General features: G+C 72.4%; 16 protein-coding genes. 1 reads left to right on the top strand and 15 read right to left on the bottom strand.

Features of this window, described 5'->3' with window-relative positions:
- Positions 1-10: 10 nt before the first annotated feature.
- The 6 genes from AB0N63_RS07835 to AB0N63_RS07860 form a co-directional block, all read right to left on the bottom strand.
- Positions 11-688: a histidine phosphatase family protein gene (locus tag AB0N63_RS07835; protein WP_365525566.1), complete on the bottom strand. Its 678-nt coding sequence runs from the start codon at positions 686-688 to the stop codon at positions 11-13.
- Positions 679-1125, bottom strand: coding sequence for a ribosome silencing factor (gene rsfS, locus AB0N63_RS07840; protein WP_365525569.1), 447 nt, complete (start codon positions 1123-1125; stop codon positions 679-681). Before rsfS ends, AB0N63_RS07835 begins: the two co-directional genes overlap by 10 nt.
- Before the next feature lie 76 nt (positions 1126-1201).
- A complete protein-coding gene (locus tag AB0N63_RS07845; protein WP_365525571.1) occupies positions 1202-3139 on the bottom strand; it encodes a LytR C-terminal domain-containing protein in 1938 nt (645 codons plus the stop codon).
- 16 nt (positions 3140-3155) lie between these two features.
- Positions 3156-3830, bottom strand: a complete 675-nt coding sequence (gene nadD / locus AB0N63_RS07850) for a nicotinate-nucleotide adenylyltransferase (protein ID WP_365525573.1) — start codon at positions 3828-3830, stop codon at positions 3156-3158.
- Between the two features lie 90 nt (positions 3831-3920).
- Positions 3921-4070: a hypothetical protein gene (locus AB0N63_RS07855; RefSeq protein WP_019982341.1), complete on the bottom strand. Its 150-nt coding sequence runs from the start codon at positions 4068-4070 to the stop codon at positions 3921-3923.
- 148 nt (positions 4071-4218) lie between these two features.
- On the bottom strand, positions 4219-4383 hold the full coding sequence (locus AB0N63_RS07860; protein WP_019982342.1) for a hypothetical protein: 165 nt from the start codon (positions 4381-4383) through the stop codon (positions 4219-4221).
- 191 nt (positions 4384-4574) lie between these two features.
- Between AB0N63_RS07860 and AB0N63_RS07865 the strand changes: the two genes are divergently transcribed.
- Positions 4575-5723, top strand: a complete 1149-nt coding sequence (locus AB0N63_RS07865; protein WP_365525576.1) for a M48 family metallopeptidase — start codon at positions 4575-4577, stop codon at positions 5721-5723.
- A gap of 191 nt (positions 5724-5914) precedes the next feature.
- On the opposite strand, the gene AB0N63_RS07870 is transcribed toward AB0N63_RS07865, so the two are convergent.
- The 9 genes from AB0N63_RS07870 to AB0N63_RS07910 all read right to left on the bottom strand — a co-directional run bounded on the left by AB0N63_RS07870 (position 5915) and on the right by AB0N63_RS07910 (position 18034).
- A complete protein-coding gene (locus AB0N63_RS07870; RefSeq protein ID WP_365525579.1) occupies positions 5915-6985 on the bottom strand; it encodes a hypothetical protein in 1071 nt (356 codons plus the stop codon).
- 112 nt (positions 6986-7097) lie between these two features.
- Positions 7098-7685 carry a hypothetical protein gene (locus AB0N63_RS07875; protein WP_365525581.1) on the bottom strand — a complete coding sequence of 196 codons (588 nt, stop codon included), beginning with the start codon at positions 7683-7685 and terminating at the stop codon, positions 7098-7100.
- Positions 7686-7782: 97 nt separating this feature from the next.
- Positions 7783-9069, bottom strand: coding sequence for a glutamate-5-semialdehyde dehydrogenase (locus tag AB0N63_RS07880; protein WP_365525584.1), 1287 nt, complete (start codon positions 9067-9069; stop codon positions 7783-7785).
- Between the two features lie 200 nt (positions 9070-9269).
- On the bottom strand, positions 9270-9857 hold the full coding sequence (locus AB0N63_RS07885) for a hypothetical protein (RefSeq protein ID WP_365525586.1): 588 nt from the start codon (positions 9855-9857) through the stop codon (positions 9270-9272).
- A gap of 133 nt (positions 9858-9990) precedes the next feature.
- On the bottom strand, positions 9991-11097 hold the full coding sequence (proB, locus tag AB0N63_RS07890) for a glutamate 5-kinase (protein WP_365525687.1): 1107 nt from the start codon (positions 11095-11097) through the stop codon (positions 9991-9993).
- Between the two features lie 190 nt (positions 11098-11287).
- The gene (gene galE / locus AB0N63_RS07895) at positions 11288-12259 is read right to left on the bottom strand and encodes a UDP-glucose 4-epimerase GalE (protein ID WP_365525589.1); all 972 of its coding nucleotides are present in this window, start codon (positions 12257-12259) and stop codon (positions 11288-11290) included.
- Between the two features lie 185 nt (positions 12260-12444).
- Positions 12445-15279 (bottom strand): stealth conserved region 3 domain-containing protein, encoded by a 2835-nt coding sequence (locus tag AB0N63_RS07900; protein WP_365525592.1) that lies wholly within the window; start codon positions 15277-15279, stop codon positions 12445-12447.
- 2 nt (positions 15280-15281) lie between these two features.
- The gene (locus tag AB0N63_RS07905; RefSeq protein ID WP_365525593.1) at positions 15282-16280 is read right to left on the bottom strand and encodes a hypothetical protein; all 999 of its coding nucleotides are present in this window, start codon (positions 16278-16280) and stop codon (positions 15282-15284) included.
- Positions 16280-18034 (bottom strand): stealth family protein, encoded by a 1755-nt coding sequence (locus AB0N63_RS07910; RefSeq protein ID WP_365525596.1) that lies wholly within the window; start codon positions 18032-18034, stop codon positions 16280-16282. The genes AB0N63_RS07905 and AB0N63_RS07910 overlap by 1 nt, the downstream gene beginning before the upstream one ends.
- Positions 18035-18238 lie beyond the last annotated feature (204 nt).

The following is an 18238-nucleotide window of genomic DNA, read 5'->3' on the forward strand; positions in this document are numbered from 1 at the left end:
CCGGAGCGGCTCAGGTGTCGTCGCCGAGGACGGGCTCCGGCAGGGTGCCCGCGTTGTGCTCCAGCAGCCGCCAGCCGCGGGCGCCCTCGCCGAGGACGGACCAGCAGCAGTTGGAGAGGCCGCCGAGGCTCTCCCAGTGGTGGGCCTCCAGGCCGAGGAGGCGCCCGATGGTGGTGCGGATGGTGCCGCCGTGGCTGACCACCACGAGGGTGCCGTCCTCGGGCAGCTTCTCGACGTGCCGCAGCACCACGGGGGCGGCGCGGTCGGCGACCTCGGTCTCCAGTTCGCCGCCGCCGCGGCGCACCGGCTCACCGCGCTTCCACGCGGCGTACTCGGCGCCGTACCGGGCGATGATCTCCTCGTGCGTCAGGCCCTGCCAGACGCCGGCGTAGGTCTCGCGCAGGCCCTCGTCGAGGATGACCTCCAGGCCGGTGAGGGCGGCCAGCTCGGCGGCCGTCGCGGCGGCCCGCCGAAGGTCCGAGGAGACGATCGCGTCGGGCCCGAGGGAGGCCAGCAGGCGGGCGGCCCGGCGGGCCTGGCCGATCCCGGTCTCGGTCAGCTCGACGTCCGTGGAGCCCTGGAAGCGGCGCTCCACGTTCCACGCGGTCTGGCCGTGCCGCCACAGGATGATGCGGCGGCCCCGGCCAGGGGTGCGGCCGGCCCCCTCACCGGCGCCGGTCACCGCCACTCACCGTCCGGCTCCGCCGACTCCTCGGCGGCCTGCAGCTTGGCGTGCTCCTCGGCCTTGCCCCGGGTGGCCCTGGCGTCGGCGGGCAGGTCGAGTTCGGGGCAGTCCTTCCACAGCCGCTCCAGGGCGTAGAAGACTCGCTCCTCGCTGTGCTGGACGTGGACGACGATGTCGACGTAGTCGAGCAGGACCCAGCGGGCCTCGCGGTCGCCCTCGCGGCGCACCGGCTTGGCCCCCAGCTCCTTCTGGAGCCGCTCCTCGATCTCGTCGACGATGGCCTTGACCTGGCGGTCGTTGGGTGCGGACGCCAGGAGGAAGGCGTCCGTGATCGACAGGACGTCGCTGACGTCGTAGGCGATGATGTCGTGCGCGAGCTTGTCGGCGGCCGCCTGGGCGGCGGTGTTGATCAGCTCGATGGAGCGGTCGGTCGCGGTCACTGCATGGCTTTCCGTCGGCGGTCACTTGACACCAAGGGTCTCACGACCGCCGACGGCGTCCCACGCGATAAGCCGATCACTGCCCGTCGGCGGGCTTGTAGTCCCGGCCGAGGACGACGGAGACGTCGGCGTTTCCGGTGACCGTGCCCTTCGTCACGGAGCCGGTGGGCAGGCCGAGGGTCTTGGCGACCTCGGTGGCGTTCTGCTTGTCCTTTTCGTCGGCGTACACGACCTGGGAGGCGGACCGGGTGGTGGCGGTGCCGCCTTCCAGGAAGGTGAAGCCGCCGTTGATCAGGACCACGCGGGCCTTCTCGGTGTCGTCCTTGACGCCGGAGGCGTTGCGGACCGAGACGCGCACGCCCGATCCCTGGTCGGGGCTCTTGGCGGTCCCGCCGAGGATCTCCTTGACGACGCTGTCGCTGGTCTGCGCGCTCAGCGTGCCGTCGGACTGGACCGGCAGCAGCGCCGACTTGTAGTCGCCGCCCTTGGCCAGCTCGGCGAGCTTGGCGAGGAAGGAGCCGAGGTCCTTGTCGGTGAGCGAGGGATCGAGGATCTGCGCCAGCGTCTGCACGGTGACGGTGGCGGCCTGCGGGTCGGAGGACAGCTTGCGCAGCACTCCCTGCACCACCTGGCCGAAGCGCTGGAGCTGGGCGTTCTCGGACTCGCCCGGGGCGCGGTAGGTGGCGTAGGCGACGGCCATCTTGCCGCTCAGGGTCTGGCCCCGGCCCCGGTGCACGAGCACGGCGGCGCCGGTCTTCCCGGTGTCCGCCTTCTTCGAGTCGGACGTCTTCGAGCCAGAGGTGTTCGTGTCCGTCTTCTTCGCGTCCGGGTCGGGTACGTCGGCGTCGGTGTCGGCCTCGATGCCGCCGACCAGGTCCACCAGGTTCTGGAGGTAGGGGGTGTCCAGGCGCCAGGTGCCCTCGATGTCCGTGCCGAGGACCGCGCCGAGCTGGTCGCGGGTCCCCGAGGAGCCGTCGTCCTGGACGGACTTGGCCAGCGTCGTGGTGGTGCCGTCGTCGCCCGTCAGCGCGAGGGAGTTGGGCAGCAGGACGGTGGTGCCTTGCTTGGTGGTGGTGTTGTCGACGAGCAGCGCCGTGGAGGTGCCGCCCTTGGCGGTGTCGTGCAGGTGGACGACGACCACGTCGCGCTTCTGGGCCCCGGACGCCGTGGCGGTGCCGTCCCCGGCGCCGCCGGAGGACAGTCCGGGCAGCTTCCCGGCGTACCAGAGGTAGCCGACGCCGCCCACCGCGACCAGGGCCAGCACGACGACCAGGGCGATGACGCGGCTGCGGGCGCGGCGGCGGGCCTCCTCGCGGCGCTCGGTGCGGTTCTCAGTGAACTTCAGCCAGTCGATGACGTCCTCGGAGTCGTCGGTCGGCTCCTCGACGAAGGCGAACTGCTCGGTGCGGTAGTCCGGTTCGCCGGAACCGGACTCCTCCGGGCCGTCGTCGGCGCGGCCGTCACCGGGGCGGTCCGCGTCGTCGGTCCCGGCGGCCGTCCGGTCGTCGGCCGCCTCGTGCGTCCCGGCCCGGGCGTAGGGCTGCGCCGGGCCGGGGTGCTGCGTGGGGCCGGTCTGCTGCGGGATGTGCGCGGTCTGGCCGGCCGGGCGAGGCTGCTGCCCGCCGGCGTTCTGGCCGTAGGGGTCGTACGGGGCGGCGGGGGCGACGGTCCCGTAGGGGTCGTAGCCGGTGTGCGTGCCCTGGGCGGTGTGGGCGCCGTAGGGGTCGTAGGCGGGGACGGGGGCCTGCTGACCGGTGTCGTAGCCGCCGTAGCCGGACGGCGCGCCCTGCTGCTGTCCGCCCGCCGCGTACGGGTCGTAGCCGTAGGACTGCTGTGCGTGGTTCTGCTGGGCGTAGCCCTGCTGTCCGTACGCGTCGTACGTCTGCTCGGGGGTCTGCTGTGCGGGGACCGGGCGGTAGACCGGCCGGCCGTACTCGTCGTAGCCGACGAGTTCGTACTCCTCGCCGCCGTACCCCGCGTCGCCCCCGTACCCAGCGTCGTATCGGTCGTTCACCGGTGCCCCTCTCGGCTCACTCGCCGCGGTACAGCTGGCGCTTGGCGATGTAGCGCACGACTCCGTCCGGCACCATGTACCAGATGGGGTCGCCCTTGGCGACTCTCGCACGGCAGTCCGTGGAGGAGATGGCGAGGGCCGGGACCTCGACGAGCGAGACGCCGCCCTCCGGCAGGCCGGGGTCGCTGAGGAGGTGGCCGGGCCGGGTGACGCCGATGAAGTGCGCGAGGGAGAAGAGCTCCTCGGAGTCCCGCCAGGTCAGGATCTGGCCGAGCGCGTCGGCGCCGGTGATGAAGAACAGATCCGTGTCCGGGTTGAGGGCGCGCAGGTCGCGCAGGGTGTCGACGGTGTAGGTGGGGCCGCCGCGGTCGATGTCGATACGGCTGACGGAGAACTGCGGGTTCTCGGCGGTCGCGATGACCGTCATCAGGTAGCGGTCCTCGGCCAGGGAGACCTGGCGGTGGCTCTTCTGCCAGGGCTGACCGGTGGGGACGAACACCACCTCGTCCAGGTCGAACTGCGCGACGACCTCGCTGGCCGCCACGAGGTGGCCGTGGTGGATCGGGTCGAACGTTCCGCCCATGACGCCGAGGCGGCGCTTGCCCGACATCGCGGGGCCGCCGCCGGGGCCGGGGCCGGGGTGTTTCACCGTGTCACTCGCCGGACCGGTAGGCATGTCCTGCTGTCCCATGCGTGCAGACCCTACCGGCCCGGCCTGAAGGCCCCGTCCGGGAGATCGCCGGGAACGGCTTCCCAGGCCCGGCCGGGGCGCCGGCGGCGCTCAGCGGTCGCGGTTGAAGCGGGTGGTGATCCAGAGCAGGAGCAGCAGGATGACGAGCGCGGCTCCGCCGGTCACCGCGGGGTTGAGACTTTCGTGGTTGCCGCCCTCGGCGAGGTTGACCAGCGGGGCGGCGGCGCGGTGGAGGCTCATCTCGGCAGACCTATCCAGGTGTGGGCGGGATAAAGATGTCCGCCCATCGTAAGCGGCCGCCTCCGCACCGCTCACGCCGACTCCACCGTTGCGGCCCGTGCCCGGTCCCGGGCGGCGGCCGCCGGCGGAGGGGAACCTTCCGGGCGGCTCAGTCGTCGTTGCGCTTGTAGCCGCGCAACAGGAACCAGCCGGTCAGTACGCACCCCAGGACCATCACGACCAGGACGATCCGAAGGAGGTCCCCCGATCCCTGATGCTGGGCCGTGGTGTTCGCGGCCTCGGTGAGCCGGACGACTGCGGGATGGTGCTCCATGGCGGGACTCCTTCGCTGACTGCCCGTCCACGGTAGCGCCGTCCGGTCCGGCTCCCGCCCCGGGGGGCGCATCGGCGACATGAGCGGCAAAGAGCCGCACATGCCTTACACCGGCCGTACAGCCGTACACGGCCACACATGCACGGACACACGTGCACATACAGACGCATCTGACGCACATGGGGGATGACATGTCCGACGACGGTCGCCAGCACCACGGGCACGAGAAGGTGCCGAGCCGGCGGCGCAGCCGCTTCCCGGGGATCTCCTCGCGTGCGTACGAGCACCCGGCCGACCGGTCCGCGCTGGTCGCGCTGCGCAGGCTCAGCGGCTTCGACACGGTGTTCAAGGCGCTCAGCGGTCTGCTGCCCGAGCGCAGCCTGAGGCTGCTGTTCCTGTCGGACTCGGTGCGCGTGTCCGACCAGCAGTTCACACACCTCCACGACATGCTGCTGGACGCCTGCTACATCCTGGACCTGGAGAAGGTCCCGCCGATGTACGTCAACCAGGACCCGCAGCCCAACGCCATGTGCGTCGGTCTGGACGAGCCGGTCATCGTGGTGACCACCGGTCTGGTGGAGCTGCTCGACGAGGAGGAGATGCGGGCGGTCATCGGGCACGAGGTGGGCCACGCCCTGTCCGGTCACGCGGTGTACCGCACGATCCTGCTGTTCCTGACCAGTCTGGCCGTACGGGTGGCGTGGATCCCGCTGGGCACCCTGGCGATCACGGCCATCGTGACGGCGCTGCGCGAGTGGTTCCGCAAGTCGGAGCTGTCGGCCGACCGGGCCGGGCTGCTGGTCGGGCAGGACCCGCGGGCCTCCATGCGCGGCCTGATGAAGATCGCGGGCGGGAACCACCTGCACGAGATGAACGTGGACGCGTTCCTGCGCCAGGCCGAGGAGTACGAGGAGGCCGGCGATCTGCGCGACTCCGTGCTGAAGATCCTCAACGTGCTGCCCCGCAGCCACCCGTTCGCCACCGTGCGGGCGGCCGAGCTGAGGAAGTGGTCGGAGTCGCGCGACTACCAGCGGATCCTGGACGGCCACTACCCGAGGCGCAGCGAGGACCAGGACACGTCGGTCGGCGACTCCTTCCGCGAGTCGGCCGCGCACTACGCCAGCCACGTGAAGAACTCAAAGGACCCGCTGATGAAGCTGGTCAGCGATCTGGCGGGCGGGGCCGGCGATCTGGGCGGCCGGGTCCGGCGCGGGTTCGAGGGCTTCGCGTCGGCCCCGCCCAAGGGCGGCGCCAAGGGCGACTCCGACGGCGGCCCGGGGGACGGCCCCGAGGCCGGCCCGAAGGACCGGCCGCCCACGGACGGCACCCCCTCCGACTGACCGGGACTGGCCACCGGAACTCCGGCCGGGCCTCCAGGTCTGGGGGCCGCCGTTCCGGCCGCCGTTCCCCGGCCCCCGCGTCTCCAGGCCCCAGGTCTCCGGGCTTCCGGGACTGCGGACCTCACGTCGTCGGCTGAGCGTTCGTGACTGCGGACCTCACGTCGTCGGCTGGGCGTTCGTGACTGCGGACCTCACGTCGTCGGCTGGGCGTTCGGGGCGAGGGCGCCGCACAGGGCCGGGGCGGCGTCCGGGGCGTACGGGTCCGTGGCGGCCGGGCCGCCCGTCTTAGCGCTCTGTCCGGCCAGCAGCGGCCGGAAGCGCTCGGTGCTGTCCCCGGGGCAGGACAGCGGCCCCGCCTGGACGCTGCTGGAGACCAGCCGGACCTGGTGCAGCCGCAGGTCGTCGCGGTCGAAGCGGAACAGCAGCTCGCGCCGCACGGTGAACAGCGAGGACCGCGCGTCGGCGGCGGCGCCCGCCGGCCTCAGCGCGTAGACGACCGTGGGGTCCGCGGCGACCTCCAGGGTGTCGGCGTCGGACTCCGCCGTCCGCAGGCTGCCCCGCATCCGGATCCGCGGGTCGGCGAGCCGGACGCGGGCCGGGTCGAAGCGGACGAGCCAGCCGGTGGGCACGTGCCGGCCGTCGGCGGCCGGGTGCGCGAAGCTCTGGTCGAACTGGTCGAGCTGCCCCGGATCGAGCAGCGAGCGCACGGCGTCCGGGGAACCGCCGGTCAGCACCGCCGGGTCGAGGGACGAGGCGACGATGTAGTCCCGCGCGTAGGTCAGCGCGGCGACGACCTGACTGTCGGAGAAGTGGGCGGTGCTCCCGTGGGCGGGCCACGGGATGCCCTCGGCGCCGACCTCGAAGTCGGCGGCCCGGCTGTGCGCGTACAGCTCCTGGGGGTCGGCGGCGCCGGGCACCGGGCCCTGCGGGGCGAGCGGGACGACGGTCGTGCGCAGCTCCTCCACGGGCCGTTCGGCCAGGGTGCTGCGGTAGGGGGTGCGGATGCCCATGAAGATCGCGGTGGCGAAGGCGAGCGCGATCACCAGCAGGAGGGCCAGCGCCTGCCGGGACAGCCCGGTGTGCGGGGTGCGGCGGCGGCGCACGGCGGGCGTGTGGTCGATCGTCCGCTCCTGGGCGGAGTACTCCTGGAGGCGGGCAGCACGGACGAACGACTCGTCGAAGACGACGGACCGGTATTCGTCCTCCGCGCCCGAGAAGGCGCCCTCGGGGGGCCCATCGGGCGGCTCTCCACGCCCTCCCATACTTTCAGGGTGGGTTCCGCGCAGCGCGGGTAAACACCCGGCCCCGGGCCAACTTCTGACATGCCCTCACCCAGACGACGACCCGGCTCCCACCGGGGCCGGGGCACGGCCGTCAGCGGGTGGGCGGCGCCGCCGGGACGGGCGGCTGCGCGTGGCCGACGGAGGGGGCGGCGGCGGTGCCCTGCTCCAGGCCGGTGGAGGCGGGCGGCGGCATCTGGTCCCGGTCACCGGACGAGCCGCCCCGGTAGACCGCGGCGAAGGCCAGCGCGACCATGCCGATGCCCATCACCAGGGCGAGCACCCAGGCGACGGGGCGGTGCCAGCGGACCTGTTTGCCGAAGGCTCCCGGGCCGCCGTGGAGACCGTCGAGGACGTCGGGGTCGTCCAGGTCGTCGAAGTCGTGTTCGGGTCCGTAGCCGCGGCGGTCGTAGGCGTCGTCGTAGCGCTCGCCGCGGGCGTGGGCTCTTCGGGCCTCGGCCTCGGAGGCCTCGGCCCTGGCCTGCGCGGCGGCCAGGAGGCGTTCCACAGCGGTCGGCTCGTGGATCACGGCCGCCCGTACGAAGGCCTCGTCGAAGACCACGGAGGCGAACTCTTCGTCCGACACCCCGCGGTCGTGGTCGTCGTCGGGCTCCCAGCCGTCAGGGAACGGCGTGCCCCCCACGTCCTCCGGCACAGACCCAGAGTAGACCTGGGGGGTCAATTTGGGCAGACGGTACGGAAATTCATCCACCTGCTGAGACGTGGTTTCCGGCCATCGCCGGCGGGGCCGTCCGGAGGTCCCTCGCGGCCCCCGACCGTCAGCGCCGGATGTGCCCGTCGCCGGTGACGATGTACTTCGTGCTGGTCAGCTCGGGCAGCCCCATCGGGCCGCGGGCGTGCAGCTTCTGCGTGGAGATGCCGATCTCCGCGCCGAAACCGAACTGGCCGCCGTCGGTGAAGCGGGTGGAGGCGTTCACGGCGACCGTGGTGGAGTCGACCAGCTGGGTGAACCGGCGGGCGGCCTGCTGCGAGGTGGTGACGATCGCCTCGGTGTGGCCGGAGGACCACAGCCGGATGTGCGCGACGGCCCGGTCCAGCGAGTCCACGACGGCGGCGGCGATGTCGTAGGACAGGTACTCGGTGTCCCAGTCCTCCGGGGTGGCCTCGACGACCGTGGCCCGGGAGCCCTTGGCGTACGCCATGACCCGCTCGTCGGCGTGCACGGTGACCCCGGCGCCGGCGAGCGCGTCCAGGGCGCGCGGCAGGAACTCGGCGGCGATGTCCTGGTGGACGAGCAGGGTCTCGGCGGCGTTGCAGACGCTGGGGCGCTGGGCCTTGGAGTTGACCAGGATGTCCACGGCCATGTCCAGGTCGGCCTGGGCGTCGACGTAGACGTGGCAGTTGCCGGTGCCGGTCTCGATCACCGGGACGGTGGACTCGTTGACGACGGTCCGGATCAGGGAGGCGCCGCCGCGCGGGATCAGCACGTCGACCAGGCCGCGGGCGCGCATCAGCTCGCGCACGCTCTCCCGGCTCTCGCCGGGCACCAGCTGCACGGCGTCGGCGGGCAGCCCGGCGCCGCCGACCGCGTCGCGGATCACCCGGACCAGGGCGGTGTTCGACTCGTAGGCGGAGGCGGAGCCGCGCAGCAGCACCGCGTTGCCCGACTTCAGGCACAGGGCGGCGGCGTCGACGGTGACGTTGGGGCGGGCCTCGTAGATGATGCCGACCACGCCGAGCGGGACGCGGACCTGGCGCAGGTCGAGCCCGTTGGGCAGGGTGGAGCCGCGGACCACCTCGCCGACCGGGTCGGGCAGCGCCACCACGTCGCGCACGTCGGCCGCGATGGCCCGCACCCGCTCCGGGGTGAGCGTGAGCCGGTCCACGATGGCCTCGCCGGTACCGGCCGCGCGGGCCTTGGCGACGTCCTTGGCGTTGGCCTCGACGATCTCGCCGGTGCGGACCTCCAGGGCGTCCGCGACCGCGAGCAGCGCGTCGTCCTTCTCGGCGCGCGGCAGCGGCGCGAGGTCGGCGGCGGCGGCCTTGGCCCGGTAGGCGGCCTGGGCGACCGGGGACATCGAGTCGTACGGCGAGAGCGTGGTCATGGGGGAAGGGTAGTGCGCGGCGCGCGCCCGTTCACCGGACGTCCCACACCCCGAGACGCCGCGAGACGGGTCAAAAGGGACCTGCGGCAGACGGCCGGTCCACCGGCGTGCGCCCTTCAGAAGCCGGGTCACCGACGTGCGCCCCCAGAGGCCGGGCCACCGGCATGTGCCCTCAGGAGCCCGGCCGCCGGCGTGCGCCCTCAGAAGGGGTGGACGCCGACCGGGGTGGCCGGGGGCGGGCCGTAGCCCTCGGCGAGGCGCTGGTGGTAGGCGTCGCGGTCGACGACCTCCAGGCCGACGATCTCCCAGGGCGGCAGCTGGGCGGTGCGCCGGTGCTCGCCCCACAGTCTCAGGGCGACGGCCGCGGCGTCGTGCAGGTCGCGGGCCTCCTCCCAGTAGCGGACCTCCGCGTGGTCGTCGGCGTAGCGGCTGGTCAGCAGGAAGGGGTGGTCGTGGGCGAGCTGCTCGAGCCCGCGCCGGACCTCCTGGACCGGGGTCCGGGCGCCGGAGACCCGCAGGGTGATGTGCCACAGCCGGGGCAGGTCCGCCGGCTGGGCGCGGCCGTCGCAGGCCGGTCCCGTCTCGTGCGCCGTCCGGACCGGCTCGCGTCCCTCCCGCACGTCCTCGGCGGTGCGCTCCGGGCCGCGCGGCTGACCGGCCTCGCGCTCCTGGTCGTGGCGGTCGCCGGTCGCCACGCTGGTCAGGGCGCGTTCCGCGCCGGTCGTACGGGAGGGGGACCCGCCGGCACCACCGCGGGACGCCGCCGCCCCAGGGCGTACTCGTCTCACGACGGCCTCCTTCACCCAGTGCTCGTGCGGAATGTGTCCCTCGGACAAAGTGCAGCAGCCCGCACGGCTTCATGGGGCGGTTTTGCGGAACGTCCCCGCATTCCACGCCCGGTCGCCCGGACGTTTCGGGGCATTACGGCTCCAGGACCACCAGACCGTCCCTGTGTACGACCTCGCGTTCGTACGCCGGTCCCAGCTCGCGGGCGAGTTCGCGGGTGGAGCGGCCGATCAGCCGGGGGATCTCCTTGGCGTCGAAGTTGACGAGGCCGCGGGCCACCGCGCGCCCCCGCCCGTCCCGCAGCTCGACCGGGTCGCCGGCGGTGAAGTCGCCCTCGACGGCGGCGATGCCGGCCGGCAGCAGCGACTTGCGGCCCTCGACGACCGCGTGGACCGCTCCGTCGTCGAGGGTGAGCGAGCCCTGCGGGGTGGAGGCGTGCTGGAGCCAGAGCAGCCGGTCGGCGGAGCGCTTGCCGGTGGGGTGGAAGTAGGTGCCGGTGTCGCCGCCGGACAGGGCGTCGGCGGCGTGGACGGCGCTGGTGAGCACCACGGGGATGCCGGCGGCGGCGGCGATCCGGGCCGCCTCGACCTTGGTGACCATGCCGCCGGTGCCGACGCCGGCCTTGCCCGCGCTGCCGATCTCGACGCCGGCCAGGTCGGCGGGGCCGCGCACCTCGGCTATCCGGGAGGTGCCGGGCCTGCTGGGGTCGCCGTCGTAGACGCCGTCGACGTCGGAGAGCAGGACGAGCAGGTCGGCGTGGACGAGGTGGGCGACGAGGGCGGCGAGGCGGTCGTTGTCGCCGAAGCGGATCTCGTCGGTGGCGACGGTGTCGTTCTCGTTGACGACGGGCAGGGCGCCCATCGCCAGCAGCTTGTCGAGGGTGCGGGAGGCGTTGCGGTGGTGGGCGCGGCGGCTGGTGTCGTCACCGGTCAGCAGCACCTGGCCGACGCGGACGCCGTAGCGGGCGAAGGAGGCGGTGTAGCGGGCGACGAGCAGGCCCTGGCCGACGCTGGCGGCGGCCTGCTGGCGGGCGAGGTCCTTGGGGCGGCGGCGCAGGCCCAGCGGGGCGAGTCCGGCGGCGATGGCGCCGGAGGAGACCAGGACGATCTCCTTCTCCCCGCCGTCCCGGCTCTTGGCGAGGACGTCCACGAGCGCGTCCACGCGGTCGGCGTCCAGGCCGCCGGCCGCGGTGGTCAGCGACGAGGAGCCCACCTTGACGACGATCCTGCGGGCCTCGACCACCGGCTGCCTGACCGCTGTCCCGCTCTGCCTTGCCCCTGCCACCTTGTCCTCTTGCCCTTCGCGTCGATCCGGCCGCCGCACCGGCAGTCCACGCCGAATCTACGCGAAGGGGGCGGGCCGACGCCCGTCCGTTTCAGCCACCGGACCGCCGCCCGCCTGCCCCGGAGGCGACGGCGGCACACCTGAGGTCTCAGCCGTGCCGGTGGCGCCAGCCCCGCCAGGCGGACTCGATCATGTCGTTCAGGCCGTGCCGGGCGCTCCAGCCCAGCTCGGCGCGGATGCGGTCGGCCGAGGCGACGACGCTCGCCGGGTCGCCGGGACGGCGGTCGGCGACCTCCGGGACGACGTCCTCCCGGCCGGTCGTCTTGAGGATGAGGTCCACCATCTCGCGTACCGAACTGCCTTCGCCGCGGCCGATGTTGAGGACGAGCGAGGTGCCCTCGGGGGCGTCGGCGAGGCGGCGGGCGGCGGCCAGGTGGGCGGAGGCGATGTCCTGGACGTGGATGTAGTCGCGTACGCAGGTGCCGTCCGGCGTGGCGTAGTCGTCGCCGAAGACCAGGGGCGCCCGCCCGGCGTCCAGCCGCTCGAACACCATCGGAACGAGGTTGGAGGCGCCCGAGTCGGACAGCTCCGGCGTGGCCGCGCCGGCCACGTTGAAGTAGCGCAGGGCGGCGGCCTTGAAGCCGTGCGCCCGGGCGGCGGCGGCGATCAGCCACTCGCCCACCAGCTTGGTCTCGCCGTAGGGGCTCATGGGCGCGCAGGGGGTGTCCTCGGTGACGAGTTCGACGTCCGGCATGCCGTACACCGCGGCGGAGGAGGAGAAGACGATCCGGTCGACGCCGGTGGCGGTCATGGCGGCCAGCAGGGTCTGCAGACCGGTGACGTTCTCCCGGTAGTAGTACAGGGGCCGCTCGACGGACTCCCCCACCTGCTTCTTGGCCGCGATGTGCACGACACCGGAGATGTCGTGGTCGCGCAGGGTGCGCTCCAGGAGGTCCGCGTCCAGCACGGTGCCCACGACCAGCGGCACGCCGTCGGGCACGCGGTCGGCCGAGCCGGTCGACAGGTCGTCGTAGACGACCACGTTCTCGCCGCCCTCGGCCAGGGCGCGCACCACGTGCGCCCCGATGTAACCGGCGCCTCCCGTGACCAGCCAGTTCATGGTCCCGTCTCCTCTGTCCGTACCGTTTCGACCACCTTGACCGATGCCCCGGCGAAAATCGAATGCGGCACAACGGGGCATAGCGGGCACGGCAGGAAGGGGGCGACCCTCGTGGTGCGGCGTACGGCGCACGGACGGGGGGCTGTCCCGGCACCGGGACAGCCCCCCGTCGTCACGCGGTCTCCTCAGAGCTCGTACGGGCTCTTCACCGGGAAGTACGCGCGCAGGAACGAGCCGATGATGCGGGCCTGCTCCTGGTCCGGGACCTCGGCGTCCTGGGACTCGCCGAGGCAGAACACGTCGTGGCCGCGGATCGCCAGCAGTCGCGTCAGCTCCGGGTGACGCGAGTAGTTGCCGACGTCGATGTAGGCGCACCGGATGCTGCTCGGCACCGCCTTGCCCGTCAGGTACCCGTAGTGGTGGTGCAACGAGGAGACCATCGAGATGTCCTGCCAGCCCCGCATGGGGTTCGCGGCGGTGCGGGCCACGCTCTCGGGGAAGTCCGCCTCGATGCTGTCCAGGACGCTCTTGCGCAGCGGGTGCGGAGCGTGCGCGAAGCTGTTCGCCACGGTCACCCCGAAGCGCTCCTCCAGCAGCCGGCGGTTGTTCTTCGCCGCGGCGAAGTAGCCCTCGTCCGTCTCGCTCGGCTCGCCGATCGGCACGGTGGTCGGGGTCCAGAAGAAGCGGCTGGTGCCGTTCGGCTGGAAGAACTTCTGCGCGGTGAGCGGCCTGCCGATGAACACGTCGTCGTTCATGTACAGGAAGTGCTCGGACAGCCCGTCGATGTGGTGCAACTGGCTTTCGATGGCGTGCGAGTTGAACGTCGGCAGGCAGGACGTGTCGGTGAAGACGTCGCGGTGCGACACCACCTTGATGTCCGGGTGCGCGGTGTTCAGCCACTGCGGGGTCTGGTCGTCGGTGACCAGGTAGACCTTGCGCACCCAGGGCGCGAACATCGCCAGTGAGCGCAGCGAGTAGCGCAGCTCGTCGCGGTTGCGGAAGCGTGCGGCCTCGTCACCGGAGCCCGCGGCCTCGGCGGTGAAGCCGAGTTCCGCGCGCCGCCGCGCGCGCCGCTCCTGCCAGCTGGGGTCCGAGTCGTCGACCCAGGTGTAGACGACGTCCACCGGGAAGGTGATGTCGCTGACCAGCTTCTTGGTGAAGGGCTCCAGCGTCGGGTACTCCCGGTCGCGCACCCGCAGTCGGGCGTCCGCGGTGAGCGTCGGCAGCTTGGAACCGACGGCGCTGGCGCGCAGCGGCGCGACGAACTGGCCGTCGCCGCCCTCCTCCTCGGGCACCTGGCGCCAGAACTCGATGTCGCAGCCGTAGGCGGGACCGAAGCGCAGCGTGCGGCTGGAGGTCACCACGGGACGGAAGACCCGCAGCCCGGCCACCTCTCCGGCGCCCTCCAGGCGTTCGGCGAGCAGCACGCCGGGCGCGTGCGTCCGGGGCTTGAGGAGCTCGGCGTAGACCGCCTTGCCCTCGTAGTCGCCGGCCAGGGCCTTGCGGGCCGCCAGCTGGTGGACGGTGTCCACGGCCAGACGCCGGCGCGGGGTGTCGTCCCGGTCGCGCAGCAGGACGTAGGGGACGCCGTGATTCTCCAGCGCGGCGACGACCGTCTCGAAGTTGCGCTGGATGACGTCCGATCCCTGGAGGTCGTCGCGGACCTCGGAGAGGCGGCCGCTGGCCCGCACCAGGTTGCGGTTGGCCGCGCCGATCACCAGTTCGCGGGCGCGCTGGTCGCCCGAGGAGGGCGCCGTGCGGTCCGCGGCGACCGCGGCGTGGAAGCGGCCCGCGCCGCCGTGGGCGACGCGGTGTGCCATGCGGTCGGCGCGCTCGGCCATCCGCTGCGGGTCGTCGCGGCGGTAGAGCAGTTCGGTGAACAGCTCCTCCCACTGCTTGACGATGACGTCGGCGGCGAAGCGGGCGGAGCCCTCGTACGCCTGCTCCCCGTAGGAGCGCAGGAGTTCCTCGTCGCCCATCAGCCGGGAGATGGACTCGGCCAGACCGTCGATGTCGTTGGGCGCCACGAGCAGCCCGTCCACACCGTGCCGGATGATCTCGGCGGGGCCGGTGACGATGTCGTACGCCACCGCCGGGACGCCGGCCGCGAACGCCTCCAGGAGGACCAGCGGGAAGGCCTCGCCGTCCTGTGAGGGCAGCATGGTGAGGCTGGCCTTGGCCCATTCCTCCGTCATGTGCTGGCTCGGGCCGAGGATCTCCACGGCGTCGTGCAGACCGAGGCCCTGGACCATGTTGCGCAGCCGGGACATCTGCGGGCCGTCGCCGAAGACCCGCAGCCGCCAGCCGGGATGGTCGGGCAGCGCCTTGGCGAACGCCTGGATGGCGTGGTCGACCTGCTTGTCCGGCACCAGCCGGCGCGGCATCACGATGCTCTTGCCGGTGAGGCTGGAGCGGGGGCGGAAGCCCTCGGGGATGGCGTTCGGGATGGCGGCCAGGCGCGGGGCGGCCTTGCCGAGCGACTCCTCCAGCCACTGCTTGGTGCGCTCGGTCAGCACGACCAGCGCGTCGATCTCCGGGGCCCGCAGCAGCAGCGGCTCGCCGGTGGCGCCGCGCAGCTGCGAGGGCCGGTGCTCCTGGTGGATGGTGATCACCCGGGAGGGCACCAGGTCGGCGACGGCGGACATGAGGGCCGGCGAGGTGGTGATGAGGATGTCGGTGTCGAGGGTGCGCAGGGCGCGGTTCATCTCGACGTCGGAGAGGGCGTCGAACGTCGCCTCCCACTTGGGGCTGATCAGGTCGCTGGGCAGCCCGGCCAGGCGGCGGCACTCCTCGGCGCCGATGTCGCTCTCGCGGACCGGGCGTTCGGTCTTGCCGGTGCGGTCCACGAGGTAGCGCACGGGGACCCGCTCGTCCACGGAGAAGAAGGGGCGTTCCCGGGTCTTGAAGACGCTGAGGACCTCGACGGTGTGCCGCGGCGCCAGATGTGTCGCCTGGGTGTAGACGGCCTGCTCCGTGCCGCCCATCTCGTCGCCCCAGGTGAGCAGAAACGTGATCTTCATTGTCAACATCCAGAGGGGAGGTGAGCCGCGCGGAAGGCGAGGCTTCCGATGGGCGTGTAGTACGGGTTGATCCTCAGCACGGCGTCGTCGCCCTCCGAGGTCAGCAGCCGGTGCGGCATCCGGAAGACGTCGCGGGGGCTGCGTACGTCGGTGCGCTGCCGGGACACCTTCAGCGACCGGCGCCGCGGCCGCTGCAGACGTACGTCGAAGATCTGCTCCTTGGCGCTGAAGTCACCGAAGTCGGCCGTACGGATCGAGCCGACGAAGGTGTCGCCCTGCCAGGTGGTCGGCACCGCGCGGGCCGTCCGGCCGTTCCTGCGGACCAGTTCGATGTCGCCGTGGCACTCGTCGGCCGGCGCGTTGACGAGCCGGCCCTCGATGGTCACCTCGGACCAGCCGATCCGTACGGCGATCAGCTCGGCCTCGGCGTCGCCGCGGCCCAGGGAGACGTACGCGCGGCCGGTGCCGGAGGCGATGAGCCGGCAGTAGGTGCCGTCCTCGCGGACCGGCTCCGGGTCGGTCGGGCCGTCGGGCATGAGCCGCGGCGCCTTGGCGACGGCGAACCGGCGGTCCTCCCCGGAGGCGTCGGTGAAGACGACGGACAGCCGCCACTGCCCGGAGCCCAGCAGGAACCTGCGCACCCCGGCGGGTACCGGCACCGGCCGCTGCTCGCCGGCGTCCGCCTCCATCAGGTCGAGGACGGCGGTGCCCGACGCCTCGACCGAGCCGTCACCGCGCTGGACGAGCGTCAGCGGCACGACGACCGGGGAGGAGGAGCCGCCCAGCAGCAGGGAGGCCGCCGAGGCGGAGATCCCCTCGGGGACGCGGACGCAGAAGTTGAGGGTCCTGCCGTCCAGAAGGGAGAGGTGCTGGGCGGTGACCCGCGGCCAGTCGTCGGCGCTCGGCGGTACCAGAACGAGACTGTCCAGTCGCGACCGTGCCGAGCGCACCACGTCATACCCCTTGCGCATCACCTTGTGCGGGGTAGGAAGTTGTCTCATCAGTTGTCCGCACCACGCTCGTAGGGGCTGGGGAAGGGGAAGTACTCGTCCAGGAAGCGGGCCATGAGGGCCTGCTGGCGGCTGAGTTCGGCCTCCGTGGAGGTCGTGTCGTTGAGGCAGAACACATGCGCGTCACGCGCGGCCAGCAGCCGGCCCAGCACCCGCTCGACGCCGGGCTTGCCGACGTCGCAGTACCGGTAGACCAGCCCCTCGCCGGAGAAGGAACGCTGCGTGTGGAACGCGTAGTAGTGGTGGAGGGAGGAGGCCACCGAGATGTCGCCGGTGCTGCGGAACCGGCTCGCCTCGGTGCGGCGGTGCTCCTCGGGGAACTCCCGCTCGATCTCCTCCAGAACGCTGCGGTGCAGGGCGTGCGGGACGTGCTTCATCTTCTGGAAGATGTTGTCGCCGAAGCGCTCCGCGATCAGCCTGCGGTTGTTCTTGCCGGCCGCCGCCACGGGCGGGTCCTCCGGGGAGGGGTCGCCGAACGGGACGAGGGCGGGCGAGAGGTAGAACTTGCCGAGTCCGTTGGGCAGGAAGAACTGCTGCGGCAGGATCTCCTGACCGAGCATCACGTCGTCGTTGAAGTACAGGAAGTGCTCGGCGAGGCCGTCGATGTGGTGCAGCTGGCTCTCGATGGCGTGGGAGTTGAACGTCGGCAGCGACGCCGGGTCCCGGAAGATGTCCTTGTGGCTGACGACCTTGATCCGCGGGTGGTCCGTGTTCAGCCACGGCGGCGTCTGGTCGGCGGTGACGAGGTAGATGTTGCGGACCCAGGGCGCGTACAGGTGCAGCGAGCGCAGCGAGTAGCGCAGCTCGTCCCGGCTGAGATAGCGCGCGGCGTTGGCCGCCTCGTCGTGGTACGGGGTGTCGGAGAAGCTGGCCCGCTGGCGCAGCCATTCCGGGTCGGAGCCGTCCACCCAGGTGTAGACGACGTCGATGGGGAAGGTCCTGCGGCCCACCGCCGCCGCCGCGAAGGCCGGGCGGGTACGCACGCGCACCGGCTCCTCTTCGTCCTCCGGGAGCGGTGCGAGGTCGGTGAAGAGGCTGTCGTCCGCCTCCGCCCCCGGTTCGGCCACCGGTACGGCCTCGGCGACGGCGTTGCGGCGGGGCGAGACCAGCTGGTCGCCCTCCTGCCGCCAGAACTCGATGTCGCAGCCGTAGCGCAGGCCGAGTATCAGCCGGCCGGTCTGGTCGGTGAGGTACCAGGTGCAGCGGACGATGTCGGCGTTGGCCACCCGTTTCCACGGGCCGTGCCCGTAGCCGGGCAGTGCGGACTCCTCGTGCGGCTGGCCCTTGCGGACCCGGACGACGTAGCCGGGGCGTATTCGGCAGGCCTGGCGCAGTGCGGTGAGGACCCGCTCACGGTCGTCCGCGCGGACGGCTATCGCGGCCGAGGTCTCGGAGGAGGAGCGCACGCAGAAGTAGTCGACGCCGGCGGCACGGAGCGCGGCGGCCACCTCGTCGCGGTTCGCCCTGCGGGCCTGGAGCGGAGTGACGTCGGGGACGACATGGGCGATGCGCGGGGCGCCGTCCACGGTGACGACCTGGCGGTCGTGGCGGGCCAGCAGCTCCCGGTTGCGGCGCACGACCCGTACCCGCTTGACCTGGTTGCGCATCTCGGCGGCCGCGGCGATCCCCGACTTCAGCTGCTCCCGGAAGTCGGTGCCGACATGCTCGGCGATGACACGTCGCGCGCCGACCGGAACCGCCCGCCGGTACACACCGACCAATCGGGATGCTTCAGGATTTCGCACTGCGGGTACTCCTTGACGGGAACGGCTCGGCGAACGGCCCGCTCCGCTAGGCCATGAGGCAAAAGTAAGGCGATACCAAGTATGCAGTGTGTTTACCTCACGTCTGCATAGCCGTGCCAGACCCTTAACTGCCATCAAATGCTGCGTAATGGACATAACTCACGCCGGGCGTTGAGTAAGTCACAGCCGCCCCGCCGGACATCG

The organism is Streptomyces sp. NPDC093260, assembly GCF_040683715.1.
Taxonomy (GTDB): Bacteria; Actinomycetota; Actinomycetes; order Streptomycetales; family Streptomycetaceae; genus Streptomyces; species Streptomyces sennicomposti.